Below are 13,504 nucleotides of genomic sequence, written 5' to 3' on the forward strand. Positions count from 1 at the left end.
TCACATTATGCGTTTTAAGGCTTCTCTCCGGCATGTGGACCAGACATCATAAAAAGAGACGATTCGGCCGTTTGATCGTTCCGGCCATCACGATCGCTTTTCTTTCCTATTTCGGGTATCATTCCATCCACGGCGACTTCGGCCTTCAGGCGACGGAGCGGCTGGAGCGGCAGCGTATTGCCAGAACGGCAGAGCTTGCCAAGCTGACGCAGGCGCGCGTTGCGCTGGAGCGGCAGGTCGAATTGTTGAGCGACGGTTCTCTCGAGCGTGACATGATTGACGAGATTTCCCGTTATCAGCTGAATATGTCCCGTACGGACGAAATTGTCATCATGAATACCTATTTCTAATTAACCGAAATCAAGTTAATTAATGATTTGTGATTTATTCACAGCACTTTAGCGTGAATATGTGCCATGCGTTTAAAGCATTGCTGCATAGCATTTTCTTGCATATGGTACGCGCCAATCTATCCATTCAAACGGCAACTCAGGGAGGGATGAATGGCGCCGCGAAAAACCGCGTCCGTATCCGGCCGAAAGACAACGGCAAAGGCTGCAGGCGAATTCACCGGTAAGAACAGCCCGGACTTTTCGAAGGAAGAAGAGCTTCACGCCTATCGTGAGATGCTTCTCATCCGTCGCTTCGAGGAAAAGGCCGGCCAGCTTTACGGCATGGGCTTCATCGGTGGTTTCTGTCACCTCTACATCGGTCAGGAAGCCGTTGTTGTCGGCATGCAGATGTCGCAGAAGGAAGGTGATCAGGTCATCACCGCTTACCGTGACCACGGCCATATGCTGGCTCTGGGCATGAGCGCGCGTGGCGTCATGGCCGAATTGACCGGCCGCAAGAGCGGCCTGTCGAAAGGCAAGGGCGGCTCGATGCACATGTTCTCCAAGGAGAAACATTTCTACGGCGGCCACGGCATCGTCGGTGCGCAGGTTTCGCTTGGAACCGGTCTCGCCTTCGCCAACCGCTATCGCGGCAACGACAATGTCTCCGTGACCTATTTCGGTGACGGCGCCGCCAACCAGGGCCAGGTCTACGAGAGCTTCAACATGGCAGCTCTCTGGAAACTGCCGATCATCTATATCGTTGAAAACAACCGTTACGCCATGGGCACCTCGACCGCCCGCGCCACCGCCCAGTCGAACTATTCGCTGCGCGGCCAGTCCTTCGGCATTCCCGGCATCCAGGTGGATGGCATGGATGTGCGCGCCGTAAAGGCCGCCGCCGATCAGGCGCTGGAACATTGCCGCTCCGGCAAGGGTCCGATCATTCTGGAAATGCTGACCTACCGTTATCGTGGTCACTCCATGTCCGACCCGGCTAAATACCGTTCGAAAGACGAAGTGCAGAAGATGCGCTCCGAACATGACCCGATTGAGCAGGTCAAGGCACGGCTTCTGGAGCAGGGCTGGGCAAGCGAAGACGAACTCAAGGCCATCGACAAGGATGTCCGTGATATCGTCGCCGATAGCGCAGACTTCGCCCAGAACGACCCAGAGCCGGATGTATCCGAGCTCTACACCGACATTCTGCTCTGATCGGGAAAGGGAAACCCATGCCAGTAGAAATTCTTATGCCCGCCCTTTCCCCGACCATGGAGGAAGGCACGCTTTCCAAATGGCTTAAAAAGGAAGGCGACAAGGTCACATCCGGCGACGTGATTGCCGAGATCGAGACCGACAAGGCGACCATGGAAGTGGAAGCTGTGGATGAAGGTGTTATCGGCAAGCTGCTGATCGACGCCGGCACCGAAGGCGTCAAGGTCAACACGCCGATCGCCGTTCTCATCCAGGAAGGCGAAAGCGCTGCCGACATCTCTTCTTCCGCCAAGAAGGAAGAGCCGAAGGCTGAAGCTGCAAATTCCGATTCGGATGCCGCAGGCGGCAAGACCCGCGAAGCGTCCGAGGAGCCGAGCGCTGCCAAGGAAGCCGCAAAGGTTCCGGCTGCACCTAAGATCGAAGTCGCTGCCGATCCGGATATTCCTGAAGGCACCGAAATGGTGATGACGACGGTGCGTGAAGCGCTGCGCGACGCCATGGCCGAAGAAATGCGCGCCGACGAAAAAGTCTTCGTCATGGGTGAAGAAGTCGCCGAATATCAGGGCGCCTACAAGATTACCCAAGGCCTGTTGCAGGAATTCGGCGAGCGCCGCGTCATCGACACCCCGATCACCGAGCACGGTTTTGCCGGTATCGGCGTCGGTGCGGCAATGACGGGCCTGCGGCCCATCGTCGAATTCATGACCTTCAACTTCGCCATGCAGGCGATCGACCAGATCGTCAACTCGGCGGCGAAGACGCTTTACATGTCGGGCGGCCAGATGGGCGCACCGATGGTGTTCCGCGGCCCCTCGGGTGCTGCTGCCCGCGTTGGTGCTCAGCATTCGCAATGTTACGCCGCATGGTACAGCCATATTCCGGGCCTCAAGGTCGTCATGCCCTACACGGCAGCGGACGCCAAGGGTCTCCTGAAGGCAGCCATCCGTGACCCGAACCCGGTCATCTTCCTTGAGAATGAAATTCTCTACGGCCAGAGCTTCGAAGTGCCGAAGCTCGACGATTTCGTGCTGCCGATCGGCAAGGCGCGCATTCACCGCAAGGGCAAGGATGCGACGATCGTTTCCTTCGGCATCGGCATGACCTACGCAATCAAGGCGGTTGCGGAACTCGAAAAGCTCGGCATCGACGTCGAACTGATCGACCTTCGTACCATCCGTCCGATGGATCTGCCCACCGTCATCGAATCGGTCAAGAAGACCGGTCGTCTGGTCACCGTTGAGGAAGGCTTCCCGCAGTCATCGGTTGGTGACTTCATCGCCAACCAGGTCATGCGTGCCGCTTTCGACTATCTCGATGCGCCGATCCTGACGATTGCCGGCAAGGACGTTCCGATGCCTTACGCTGCAAACCTCGAAAAGCTGGCCCTGCCGAACGTCGATGAAGTCGTTCAGGCTGTCAAAACCGTCTGCTACAAATAAGGGGAGATGATTTTGAGTAAAATAAAACAAATCCTCCCGGCAACTGAAAATTGGTATCGTGTTCTAGGTTCCAAAGGGTCTCCTCAGTTCGAGCGTGTCATCTTTTGGGCGATTATCAATGACGGTGAAGGCGATGTGATTGCCGGTGTCCCGCGTGAGTATATCGGCGTCATCGGCGCCGTTAGCGAATGGCTGAGCGATGTCGCCGGATATATCGAAGTCTCGCCGTCGCAGCTGGATCGGCTGGCGGAACATCCTGAAGAGTTGGAACAATATAATCTCGTTTGGGGGGACTAGTCATGCCTATCAACATCACCATGCCTGCCCTTTCTCCGACGATGGAAGAGGGTAATCTGGCCAAATGGCTGGTCAAGGAAGGCGACAAGGTCGCACCCGGTGACGTGATCGCCGAGATCGAGACCGACAAGGCAACCATGGAAGTGGAAGCCGTCGATGAGGGCACGGTCGCCAAGCTCGTGGTTCCCGCAGGCACGGAAGCGGTCAAGGTCAACGCCCTGATCGCTATCCTCGCCGCCGATGGCGAGGATGTGGCTGAGGCGGCAAAGGGCGGCAACGCTGCTCCTGCCGCGTCCCAGGCCAAAGCCGAGGCTCCGAAGCAGGAAGTTGCAAAGGCCGAAGCGCCAAAGGAAGAAGCTGCCCCGGCCAAGGCTGAAAAGCCAGCTGCCGACCAGGCCTCCGCACCTTCCACTCCGGCTCCGGTTGCAAAGTCCGGCGAGCGCATCTTCGCTTCGCCGCTTGCCCGTCGTCTCGCCAAGGAAGCCGGTCTCGACCTCACGGCCGTGTCCGGCTCAGGCCCGCATGGCCGTATCGTCAAGACAGACGTGGAAAAGGCCGCCGCTTCCGGTGGTGCGAAGGCAGCTCCTGCCGCCGCAGCATCCGCAGGCGCACCGGCTGCCGCACTTGCCAAGGGCCCGTCCGAAGAAGCTGTTCTCAAGCTGTTCGAACCCGGTTCTTACGAACTGGTGCCGCATGACGGCATGCGCAAGGTCATCGCCAAGCGTCTGGTCGAATCCAAGCAGACCGTTCCGCATTTCTACGTTTCCGTGGATTGCGAACTGGATACGCTTCTGGCGCTGCGCGCCCAGCTCAACGCCGCCGCTCCCGAAAAGGACGGCAAGCCCGCCTACAAGCTTTCGGTCAACGACATGGTCATCAAGGCGCTGGCTCTCGCGCTGCGCGATGTGCCTGATGCCAACGTCTCCTGGACGGAAAGCAACATGGTCAAGCACAAGCATTCGGATGTCGGCGTTGCCGTTTCCATTCCGGGTGGCCTGATCACGCCGATCATCCGCAAGGCGGAAGAGAAGTCGCTCTCCACCATCTCCAACGAGATGAAGGACTACGGCAAGCGCGCCAAGGAGCGCAAGCTGAAGCCCGAGGAGTATCAGGGCGGCACGACTGCCGTGTCCAACATGGGCATGATGGGCGTCAAGAGCTTCTCCGCCGTCATCAACCCGCCGCATGCCACCATTCTGGCAGTCGGCGCGGGCGAACAGCGTGCTGTCGTGAAGAACGGCGAGATCAAGATCGCTAATGTCATGACGGTTACGCTCTCTACCGACCACCGCTGCGTCGATGGCGCGCTCGGAGCCGAGCTGATCGGTGCCTTCAAGCGCTACATCGAAAACCCGATGGGCATGCTGGTTTGATCGGAGAGTGAGATGGTGAAGTCGGTCCTCTGCTTTGGCGATTCCCTGACATGGGGATCAGATGCGGAAACGGGTGGCCGGCATAGCCATGACGATCTTTGGCCGAGCGTCTTGCAAAAGGCGCTCGGGCCTGATGTGAAGGTGATCCACGAAGGGCTGGGCGGACGAACCACCGCCTATGATGATCATACCGCTGATTGCGATCGCAACGGCGCAAGGCTCTTGCCGACGCTTCTGCACAGCCACGCGCCGCTTGATCTGGTCATCATCATGCTCGGCACCAACGACTTGAAACCGTCGATCCATGGCTCGGCCATCGTCGCGATGAAGGGTGTGGAGCGGCTGGTCAAACTGGTGCGCAACCATGTCTGGCAGGTGCCGGACTGGGAAGCGCCGGATGTTCTGATCGTAGCGCCGCCGCAACTGTGCGAAACGGCCAACCCCGTGATGGGCGCTATCTTTCGCGATGCGATCGATGAATCGGCGATGCTCGCCCCGGTCTACCGGGATTTGGCCGACGATCTCGATTGCGGATTTTTCGATGCGGGGTCAGTTGCCCGCACGACGCCCGTGGACGGCGTTCATCTCGATGCTGAAAACACGCGGGCCATCGGGCGCGGGCTGGAGCCCGTCGTTCGCATGATGCTCGGACTTTGACAACAATTCTCGTTTCGGAACGGCATGCCGTGACCCGATAGGACAAGGCAGGATACCTATGGCTCAATCTTATGACGTCATCATCATCGGTTCGGGACCGGGCGGTTATATTGCCGCGATTCGCGCAGCCCAGCTTGGGCTGAAGGTTGCCGTGGTCGAGCGCGAGCACCTTGCAGGCATCTGCTCCAACTGGGGCTGCATTCCCACCAAGGCGCTGCTGCGCACCGCCGATGTCTTGCATACTGCTCAGCACGCCAAGGATTACGGCCTGACGCTCGAAGGCTCGATCAAGCCTGATGTCAAGGCGATCGTTGATCGTTCGCGCGGCATTGCCCACCGCATGAACAACGGCGTCGGTTTCCTGTTCAAGAAGAACAAGGTCGATATCATCTGGGGCGAGGCCAAGATCACCAAGCCCGGTGAAATCGTGGTTTCCAAGACCCAGAAGAAGCCCGTCGAACCGATGGGCCCGGTTCCGAAGAACACGCTGGGCGAGGGCACCTATACCGCCAAGCACATCATCGTCGCCACAGGCGCCCGCCCGCGCGCGCTTCCAGGCATCGAACCGGATGGCAAGCTGATCTGGACCTATTTCGAGGCAATGAAGCCGGAAGAACTGCCGAAGTCTCTGCTCGTCATGGGGTCCGGCGCTATCGGCATCGAGTTTGCCAGCTTCTACCGCACCATGGGTGTCGACGTTACCGTCGTCGAAATCATGAGCCAGGTGATGCCGGTCGAAGATGCGGAGATTTCTGCCTTCGCCAAGAAGCAGCTGGAGAAGCAGGGCATCAAGTTCCATCTGGAAACCAAGGTTTCCAAGGTTGAGAAGGGTGCGAATTCCGTCACCGCGACGCTCGAGAAGAAGGACGGTTCGTCGGAGAAGATCACCGCTGACCGGATGATTTCGGCTGTCGGCGTCGTCGCCAACATCGAAGGCATCGGCCTTGAGGCCGTCGGCGTGAAGACCGATCGCGGCTTCATCGTCATCGACGGTTACGGCAAGACCAATGTACCTGGCGTTTACGCCATCGGCGATGTCGCCGGCCCGCCGCTGCTCGCCCACAAGGCCGAGCACGAGGCCGTGATCTGTGTTGAAAAGATCGCTGGTCTGCCGAATGTTCACCCGATGGACAAGCTCAAGATCCCCGGCTGCACCTATTGCAACCCGCAGGTCGCCTCTGTTGGTCTCACCGAAGCCAAGGCGAAGGAACTGGGCCGCGATATCCGCGTCGGCCGCTTCTCCTTTGCGGCCAACGGCAAGGCCGTGGCGCTCGGTGAAGATCAGGGCATGGTCAAGACCATTTTCGACAAGAAGACAGGCGAGTTGATCGGCGCGCACATGGTTGGTGCGGAAGTCACTGAACTCATTCAGGGCTTCGTGGTCGCCATGAACCTCGAAACCACCGAAGAAGAACTGATGCACACAATCTTCCCGCATCCGACCATTTCCGAGTCGATGAAGGAAAGCGTGCTCGACGCCTACGGACGTGTGCTGAACGCATGAGTGCCCCGTGATGCCCGGCATTGTCTAACCATGCCGGGTGTCCCATATGTCTCAACGCTGGTTCTATAAGGGAGCGCGGGAATGGAAAATATCGGCTGGATTGCGGCAATCATCATCGGCGGTCTTGCCGGCTGGCTCGCCGGCAAACTCATGGATATGCGTTTCGGCATCTTCATGAATATCGTTCTCGGCATCGTCGGTTCGGTGGTTGCCGTTGCGGTGCTGAGAACCTTCGACGTTTTCGTTCAGGACAGCAGGCTCGGTTATTTCGTAACGTCCTTCATCGGCGCCAGCCTGTTGTTGTTCATGGCTAAGCTGGTACGGCGCTGACAAGGCTTCGTGCCCGGAAGGGGCTTACGCTTTTTCTGGAATTGTTCTAAAGCATCGCGTCAATAAATGTGATGATCGCGGCAAGCGATAGAAACAGGTTTCTTATGGTCACTATTCTCGACAGGACTTCGTCCGAAGAAAAGCGTATCCGCCACCCGGAAAAGGCCCATCGGCCTGATACCGAGGTCATGCGCAAGCCGGAATGGATCCGCGTCAAGGCGCCGACGTCCAAGGGCTACCACGAGACGCGCGAACTGGTGCGCAGTCACAAGCTGGTGACGGTGTGCGAGGAAGCCGGCTGTCCAAATATCGGCGAATGCTGGGACAAGAAACACGCGACCTTCATGATCATGGGTGAGATCTGCACCCGCGCCTGCGCCTTCTGCAACGTCGCGACCGGCAAGCCCAATGCGCTTGATATGGACGAGCCGGAAAACGTCGCCAAGGCCGTCAAGCAGATGGGACTCAGCCACGTCGTCATTACCTCGGTCGACCGCGACGATCTCGCCGATGGCGGCGCGGAGCACTTCGAAAAGGTGATCTGGGCGATCCGCGCTGCGTCTCCCAACACGACAATCGAAATTCTGACCCCGGACTTCCTGAAGAAGCCCGGCGCGCTGGAGCGTGTCGTCGCGGCGAAGCCCGATGTCTTCAACCACAATATGGAAACCGTTCCCGGCAATTACCTCACGGTTCGCCCCGGTGCGCGTTATTTCCATTCAGTGCGCCTGTTGCAGCGCGTCAAGGAACTGGACCCGACCATGTTCACCAAGTCAGGCATCATGGTCGGCCTTGGCGAAGAGCGCAACGAAGTGCTGCAGTTGATGGACGATCTGCGCAGTGCTGACGTGGACTTCCTGACCATCGGCCAATATCTGCAGCCGACCCGCAAGCACCACAAGGTCGAGGCGTACGTCACGCCGGAGGAATTCAAGTCCTATGAGACGGTCGCCTATACCAAGGGCTTCCTGATGGTCTCCTCCAGCCCGCTGACGCGTTCTTCCCACCATGCGGGCGACGATTTTGCACGCCTGCGCGCGGCACGCGAGAAGAAGCTTCTGGCCGCTGCGGAGTAAGTAGGCGGGTCGGCGATTTCTCTCACGCGCCATCCTCAGGCTTGTCCCGAGGATGGGGTTGCGGCTTTCACCTGAAGTCAGGCCACAATCTTCTCCGGCCGATGCGCGCGCATGCACAGGATGACGCTCAGCACGACTGAGGAAATCGCCAGGACTTCTACGATTGTTGGCCCACGACCTTCCCAGAGGAAACCATAGAGCAGCGCAAAGAGCGTCTCGAACAGGATCATCTGTCCGACCATGGTGAGCGGCAGCAGGCGGCTCATGCGGTTCCAGAGAGCATTTCCGAGAATGGATGCGGTGAAACCCAGACCGGCGGCGATGGCCGCAAAATGCAGCCAGTCCTCGGAGCTATGGCTTTCCCCGCCGAAGGCAAAGGCCGGTATGGCGAGCGCCAGTGCCAGCCCGCCGGTCACCACACCCGTCATCATGTTCCAGTCGTCGGCGCTGACATCGTGAAGGCGTGACAGCCAGCGGGCATTGCCAACCGCAAAGGCCGTCCATGAGGCGAGCGCGCCAAGCGCACAGGCCAGCCCGATCAGGCGGGAGACATCCAGCCCCGCATCGCTTTCCGTCAGCGACTGCCAGGATATGCCGATAATGCCGATTGCGCCAAAGGCGAGCGACGGCCACAGACGCTTGAGCGATACCGCGCCATGATCGCGCGTGCCGATGATGGTAACGGCAACCGGCAAGAAGCCGATGATGATGGACGTGAAGGCAACGCCGCTCAGTTTCACCGCCGTTGATATGAAGACATAGTAGGCGATGTTGCCGATCATGCTCAGCCAGCCGAGCGCGATCCATTCGCGCGCACCGAAATGGGCCGATACCCGTTTCAGGCGCGGTCCGATGATGATGAGCGAAATCAGCCCGTAGGTCAGGTAACGTGCCGTCGACAGTTGCAGGGCGGAAAAATCCGGTACGAGTTTCGGGGCGAGAAAGATCGCACCCCAGAGAGCGCCCGCCATCATGCCGTAGATAATACCGAGGCTTGTCTTGTTCATGTCATGTCACATCCGCATTCACGATTGCCCGCGATGTGCCACAGCCACGTGCGGCTGTCTTGACAAAAACTCCTGAGAGAAGAGGTGCTGTGCTTTCAGTGAATTCCGAAGGCCCGGCGATAGGCGGCAGGCGTTTTGCCCATCGCGTTGCGCATGGCGCGCGTCAGTGCCGTCTGGTCGGAAAAGCCGGCCCGCAAGGCAATTTCCGCAATCGGCAATGTGGAGTGGCGCAGCAATGCGCAGACCTTGTCCATGCGCAGCTCTGCAAGCCAGCGGTGAGGAGGGAGGCTGAACTCTTCCAGAAACAGCGCATGCAGGCGGCTATCGCTGATCGCGGCGCAGGATGCGAGCGTCTCGATGGTCCAGGGGAAAAATGGTTCCGCCCTGACGATTTCGCCCAGCGCATGCAGGCGGTGGCGGATATCGGTCTTTTCAGTCGCAAGGCTGCCAATCAGGAGCGGTGCCCAGAGGTTGGCAATATCCTCACGTGGCCCATCCGATCCGATGACGCCGCGCATGTAAGCGATCAGCTGCCGTGTATCCCGTGCGATATCGAGAAACGGCTTGCGGACAAATCTCTCCAGCACCTGTTCGGGAACAGTAGTTTCGTCGATATCGACAACCAGCGACCGGTTGATCGTCGTCGCTTCCTGTGTGTGCGGTGTGTCGCGATGAATGAAGACCGCGCGCCCGGCAGACAATTCGTCCTGTAGCCCTGCTACATCGATCCGCAGACATCCCGAGACCGGAAGAACGATCTGCACGAAGCTATGTCGTTCCTTCGGTCTTTCCTGCGTATAGGTTCTGATATCGGCGGATGCGGCGATCATGAGATTGTCATTTCCATCGTGCAAAAAAAACGGCCGCCTCGAAAAGCGGCCGGTTTCAGTCCTGATTATGACATCGTCTTGAAGATTGGGCCAGCCAGCTTTATCGAGCCGGCGTCTAACATTCTTCCTTGGCGGTCGATTCGCCGCGTTTGCGCTTGCGCAAAACCGGCTTGTTCTCTCTCGCCTCGCATTTCGCAACGTCGATGAGATAGGCAAGCATCGGCATTTCGTTCATCGATGCGAGTTGCTTGGCGGATTCGAGAAGGTTGATGATGTTGGAAAAATCGTCCATCGGCTCACTCAGTGGCTCAAAGCGGGTTATGTGGGTGTGAACCCAAGGATGAATAAGCGCGGTGAAAATGGGAGGTTCCAGCGCCGTTGCATCCCATGGGTGTAATATTAGTCGCAAATAAATAGCAATCCCTGCGAGGGGGTTGCAATAGTTAAATTTCCGTAACATCGGACGCCGCGGCCATGCCGCCGCAGAATAATAGCCGCGCTATTTAAAAATGGCACGGTGGCGAAGACGAGGTTTATTCGATGCCGAACTATCTTGAAAACGTGGAGGACGCGGCTGCGATTATCGCATCTGCGCAGCGTATTTCGGTCGTCGGTTGCTCCGGAGGGGGAAAATCGACGCTTTCCCGGAAGCTCGTAGGGCGCTTTGGATTTGAATACATTTCCATGGATCGCGATATTTTCTGGTTGCCCGGCTGGAAGGCGCGCCCGCGCCAAGAACAGCGGCAGAGGATCGCAGCCATCGTCACCAAAGACCGGTGGCTGATGGACGGCAGCAATCCATCGTCTTTCGACATGCGTCTGCAGAGATCCGACATCGTCCTTTGGGTGCGCATGCCGCGCTGGCTTTGCCTGTGGGGCGCCATCACCCGGATTGCCAAAGGGTATGGCAAGGCGCGCCCTGAAATGGCTGAAGGCTGCCCTGAAAGACTGGATCTCGATTTCCTGCGCTATATCTGGAATTTCGAACGCCGCCACGCCCCGATCTTCGAGCAGAATTTCGCGCTTTATGGTCCCAACGTGCCGGTATTCCAGCTTAAAAGCCGAAAACAGCTTCGCCGCCTTCTTGATCTTCTTGTTATCGAGGATTAACTGCCGCTCATGCCACAGTTCGAAACGCATCGCCTTGTAAAACACTCGCCCGACCGCATGTACGACCTCGTCGCCGATGTGGAGAAGTATCCGCAGTTTCTGCCGCTTTGCGAAGCGCTGGTCATCCGCTCGCGCAAGGAGCGGGACGGCAAGACTCTGCTGGTGGCAGATATGACAGTGGGCTACAAGGCCATTCGCGAGACCTTCACCACGCAGGTGCTGCTGAACCCGGCAGAGCGCGCCATCGATGTGAAATATATCGACGGCCCGTTCAAATATCTCGACAATCGCTGGCGTTTTGAAGCCTCCGCAGAGGGCGGCTCGGCCATTCATTTTTTCATCGAGTATGAATTCAAGAACCGGCTGCTCGGTGCGGTCATGGGATCGATGTTCGACAGGGCCTTCCGCATGTTCGCCGAAGCCTTCGAGACCCGCGCCGATAAAATCTACGCGGACCCAGCCTGATTGAGGGCAATCAGCATCTCGAGCGCCGTCCTGACGGTCGCAAGACGGATTTCCGTGCGCCCGATCTCTCCGTAGTGCATTTCATGGTGCAGGATTTTACCGCTGCGCGCCCTGGCGGCCAGATGCACCAGCCCCACCGGTTTTTCAACCGAACCTCCGCCCGGACCGGCAATGCCGGTCACGGCTACGGCAAAATCCGCCCGGGAACGAAATAACGCGCCATGCGCCATTTGTAGCGCGGTCTGCCGGGATACGGCGCCGAAATTCGCCAGCGTCTCAGTGCCAACCCCAAGCATGTCCATCTTGGCCTGGTTCGTGTAGGTGACGAAGCCGCGATCGACGACGGCAGAAGAGCCAGCGATTTCCGTCAGCGAACCAGCAATCAGGCCGCCCGTACAGCTTTCCGCCGTCGAGACCATGAAGCCGCCAGCGGTAAAGTCGGAAATGATCCGCCGCGCCAGTTCTTCTATATCCGCAGGAAACAGGCTCATAGCGGTCTGCCCTTGTAGACCACAGTTGCAGTGGCAATCGCAGCGATACCTTCCCGGCGGCCGACGAAACCGATCGTCTCGTTGGTGGTCGCCTTGACCGAGCAGCGCTCCAGCGCGATGCCGAGCATGTCGGAAAGCGCCTCACGCATGGCCTGCCGATGCGGACCGATGCGCGGCGCTTCGGCAATCAGCGAGACATCGGCATTCATGATCGTGCCGCCATTGCCGCGGACTACCTTGGCCGCGTGTTCGAGGAAGATACGCGAAGCGGCACCCTTCCATTGTGGATCGGAAGGCGGGAAGTGATCGCCTATGTCGCCAGCGCCGCAGGTGGCGAGCAGGGCATCCGTCAGCGCATGCAGCGCCACGTCGGCATCCGAATGGCCTTTGAGTTTCTGGTCGTGTTCGATGAAAACGCCGCACAGCGTCACACCGTCTCCGGCTTCCAGCTGGTGCACGTCATAACCATTGCCGGTGCGCACGTCAGGCAGTCCGTAGGAGAGCTTTTCATCGGCCATGGCGATATCCCGCTTGAGAGTGAGTTTCACATTGTCGACCGAGCCTTCGGTCAGCGTCACCGGCAGACTTGCCCATTCTGCGATCGAGGCATCATCGGTAAAGTCGGTTTTTCCAGATGTGGCAGCAGCGCGATGCGCGGCGAGGATTTCGCCATAGCCGAAGCTTTGCGGTGTCTGCGCCGCATAAAGACCCTGCCTTGAAACCGTCTCCGCGACAGAATCGCCTGCGCCACGCTTCAGCGTATCAGTGACGGGCAGGGCGGGCAGAACGCCGACAGCGCCTGCCTTGTGCAGCGCCACGATGCGTTCCAGCATATCCACGGCGATGAAAGGTCGCACGGCATCGTGGATCATCACATGTGTCAGGTCTTGCGCAGCCAGTGCTTCCAGACCTGCGAGCACCGATTGCTGCCGGGTTGCGCCGCCCGTGACGGTGACGATCCGCTCTCCGGCATTCAGCCGTTCAAGGATTGGTGACAGGAGTGCTGCATCGTCGGCATGGACGACGACCACGATCGGGGAGGAGTTTGCCCAGGCAAGAAAGGTCGACAATGTATGCTCGATCACGGCCTTGCCGCCGATCGGGCGATATTGTTTCGGCCCTTCCTCGGGGGAGCCGGCTCTTTCTCCGCGTCCTGCGGCGACAATGACGATGCCGAGTTTCATAGTACTTTCCTGCATTGGTCTTATGCTTTGTGCGCAACCCTTAATGGTTGACAGTCCTGCTCTAGCGTTTCAAAACCCGAATGGCCAGCCCGATAAGCCGCCCACCCGCACCCGCATGCCGCAGGATCGGTCAACCCGTTTGTTCAAACCTGCACAAATTGCCGCCGCTAGCAAAACAGGCAGGCAGGCCACGC

Annotated in this window: 16 protein-coding genes; 11 read left to right on the plus strand and 5 right to left on the minus strand. The window is 58.7% G+C overall.

What is annotated here, in order from left to right:
• Nucleotides 1-32 precede the first annotated feature (32 nt).
• From CRO62_RS24525 to lipA, 9 genes are all read left to right on the plus strand, one after another.
• A complete protein-coding gene (locus CRO62_RS24525) occupies nt 33-350 on the plus strand; it encodes an FtsB family cell division protein (RefSeq protein ID WP_003512872.1) in 318 nt (105 codons plus the stop codon).
• A gap of 153 nt (nt 351-503) precedes the next feature.
• Complete coding sequence (gene pdhA, locus CRO62_RS24530) at nt 504-1,547, plus strand: pyruvate dehydrogenase (acetyl-transferring) E1 component subunit alpha (RefSeq protein WP_097102442.1); 1,044 nt, start codon at nt 504-506, stop codon at nt 1,545-1,547.
• A 17-nt stretch (nt 1,548-1,564) separates the two neighbouring features.
• On the plus strand, nt 1,565-2,986 hold the full coding sequence (locus CRO62_RS24535; RefSeq protein WP_003512876.1) for a pyruvate dehydrogenase complex E1 component subunit beta: 1,422 nt from the start codon (nt 1,565-1,567) through the stop codon (nt 2,984-2,986).
• Nucleotides 2,987-2,998: 12 nt separating this feature from the next.
• Nucleotides 2,999-3,283 carry a hypothetical protein gene (locus CRO62_RS24540; protein WP_174001736.1) on the plus strand — a complete coding sequence of 95 codons (285 nt, stop codon included), beginning with the start codon at nt 2,999-3,001 and terminating at the stop codon, nt 3,281-3,283.
• 2 nt (nt 3,284-3,285) lie between these two features.
• Nucleotides 3,286-4,656, plus strand: coding sequence for a pyruvate dehydrogenase complex dihydrolipoamide acetyltransferase (locus CRO62_RS24545; RefSeq protein WP_097102446.1), 1,371 nt, complete (start codon nt 3,286-3,288; stop codon nt 4,654-4,656).
• A gap of 12 nt (nt 4,657-4,668) precedes the next feature.
• Nucleotides 4,669-5,313: an SGNH/GDSL hydrolase family protein gene (locus CRO62_RS24550; protein ID WP_003512881.1), complete on the plus strand. Its 645-nt coding sequence runs from the start codon at nt 4,669-4,671 to the stop codon at nt 5,311-5,313.
• Nucleotides 5,314-5,371: 58 nt separating this feature from the next.
• Complete coding sequence (lpdA, locus tag CRO62_RS24555; protein ID WP_097102448.1) at nt 5,372-6,817, plus strand: dihydrolipoyl dehydrogenase; 1,446 nt, start codon at nt 5,372-5,374, stop codon at nt 6,815-6,817.
• 81 nt (nt 6,818-6,898) lie between these two features.
• Complete coding sequence (locus CRO62_RS24560) at nt 6,899-7,147, plus strand: GlsB/YeaQ/YmgE family stress response membrane protein (protein WP_003512885.1); 249 nt, start codon at nt 6,899-6,901, stop codon at nt 7,145-7,147.
• A 104-nt stretch (nt 7,148-7,251) separates the two neighbouring features.
• Complete coding sequence (gene lipA, locus CRO62_RS24565; protein WP_003512887.1) at nt 7,252-8,223, plus strand: lipoyl synthase; 972 nt, start codon at nt 7,252-7,254, stop codon at nt 8,221-8,223.
• A gap of 77 nt (nt 8,224-8,300) precedes the next feature.
• On the opposite strand, the gene CRO62_RS24570 is transcribed toward lipA, so the two are convergent.
• From CRO62_RS24570 to CRO62_RS27295, 3 genes are all read right to left on the minus strand, one after another.
• Nucleotides 8,301-9,230, minus strand: coding sequence for a DMT family transporter (locus tag CRO62_RS24570; RefSeq protein ID WP_097102450.1), 930 nt, complete (start codon nt 9,228-9,230; stop codon nt 8,301-8,303).
• A gap of 95 nt (nt 9,231-9,325) precedes the next feature.
• Nucleotides 9,326-10,060, minus strand: coding sequence for a helix-turn-helix transcriptional regulator (locus CRO62_RS24575; RefSeq protein ID WP_097102452.1), 735 nt, complete (start codon nt 10,058-10,060; stop codon nt 9,326-9,328).
• Between the two features lie 115 nt (nt 10,061-10,175).
• Complete coding sequence (locus CRO62_RS27295; RefSeq protein ID WP_003512893.1) at nt 10,176-10,352, minus strand: hypothetical protein; 177 nt, start codon at nt 10,350-10,352, stop codon at nt 10,176-10,178.
• Between the two features lie 248 nt (nt 10,353-10,600).
• Here CRO62_RS27295 and CRO62_RS24580 point away from each other — a divergent pair, with 248 nt between their 5' ends.
• Nucleotides 10,601-11,170: an AAA family ATPase gene (locus tag CRO62_RS24580; RefSeq protein ID WP_097102454.1), complete on the plus strand. Its 570-nt coding sequence runs from the start codon at nt 10,601-10,603 to the stop codon at nt 11,168-11,170.
• 9 nt (nt 11,171-11,179) lie between these two features.
• The gene (locus tag CRO62_RS24585; protein WP_003512897.1) at nt 11,180-11,635 is read left to right on the plus strand and encodes a type II toxin-antitoxin system RatA family toxin; all 456 of its coding nucleotides are present in this window, start codon (nt 11,180-11,182) and stop codon (nt 11,633-11,635) included.
• On the opposite strand, the gene CRO62_RS24590 is transcribed toward CRO62_RS24585, so the two are convergent.
• Together CRO62_RS24590 and CRO62_RS24595 are read right to left on the minus strand one after the other, a co-directional pair.
• The gene (locus CRO62_RS24590; protein WP_097102456.1) at nt 11,617-12,126 is read right to left on the minus strand and encodes a CinA family protein; all 510 of its coding nucleotides are present in this window, start codon (nt 12,124-12,126) and stop codon (nt 11,617-11,619) included. The two genes, CRO62_RS24585 and CRO62_RS24590, sit on opposite strands and share 19 nt — an antisense overlap.
• Nucleotides 12,123-13,310: a bifunctional 2-C-methyl-D-erythritol 4-phosphate cytidylyltransferase/2-C-methyl-D-erythritol 2,4-cyclodiphosphate synthase gene (locus CRO62_RS24595; protein WP_097102458.1), complete on the minus strand. Its 1,188-nt coding sequence runs from the start codon at nt 13,308-13,310 to the stop codon at nt 12,123-12,125. Before CRO62_RS24595 ends, CRO62_RS24590 begins: the two co-directional genes overlap by 4 nt.
• Between the last annotated feature and the right edge of the window lie 194 nt (nt 13,311-13,504).

The sequence above is a fragment of the Rhizobium sp. AN6A genome (genome assembly GCF_900215635.1).
In the GTDB taxonomy this organism is placed as follows: Bacteria; Pseudomonadota; Alphaproteobacteria; order Rhizobiales; family Rhizobiaceae; genus Agrobacterium; species Agrobacterium tumefaciens.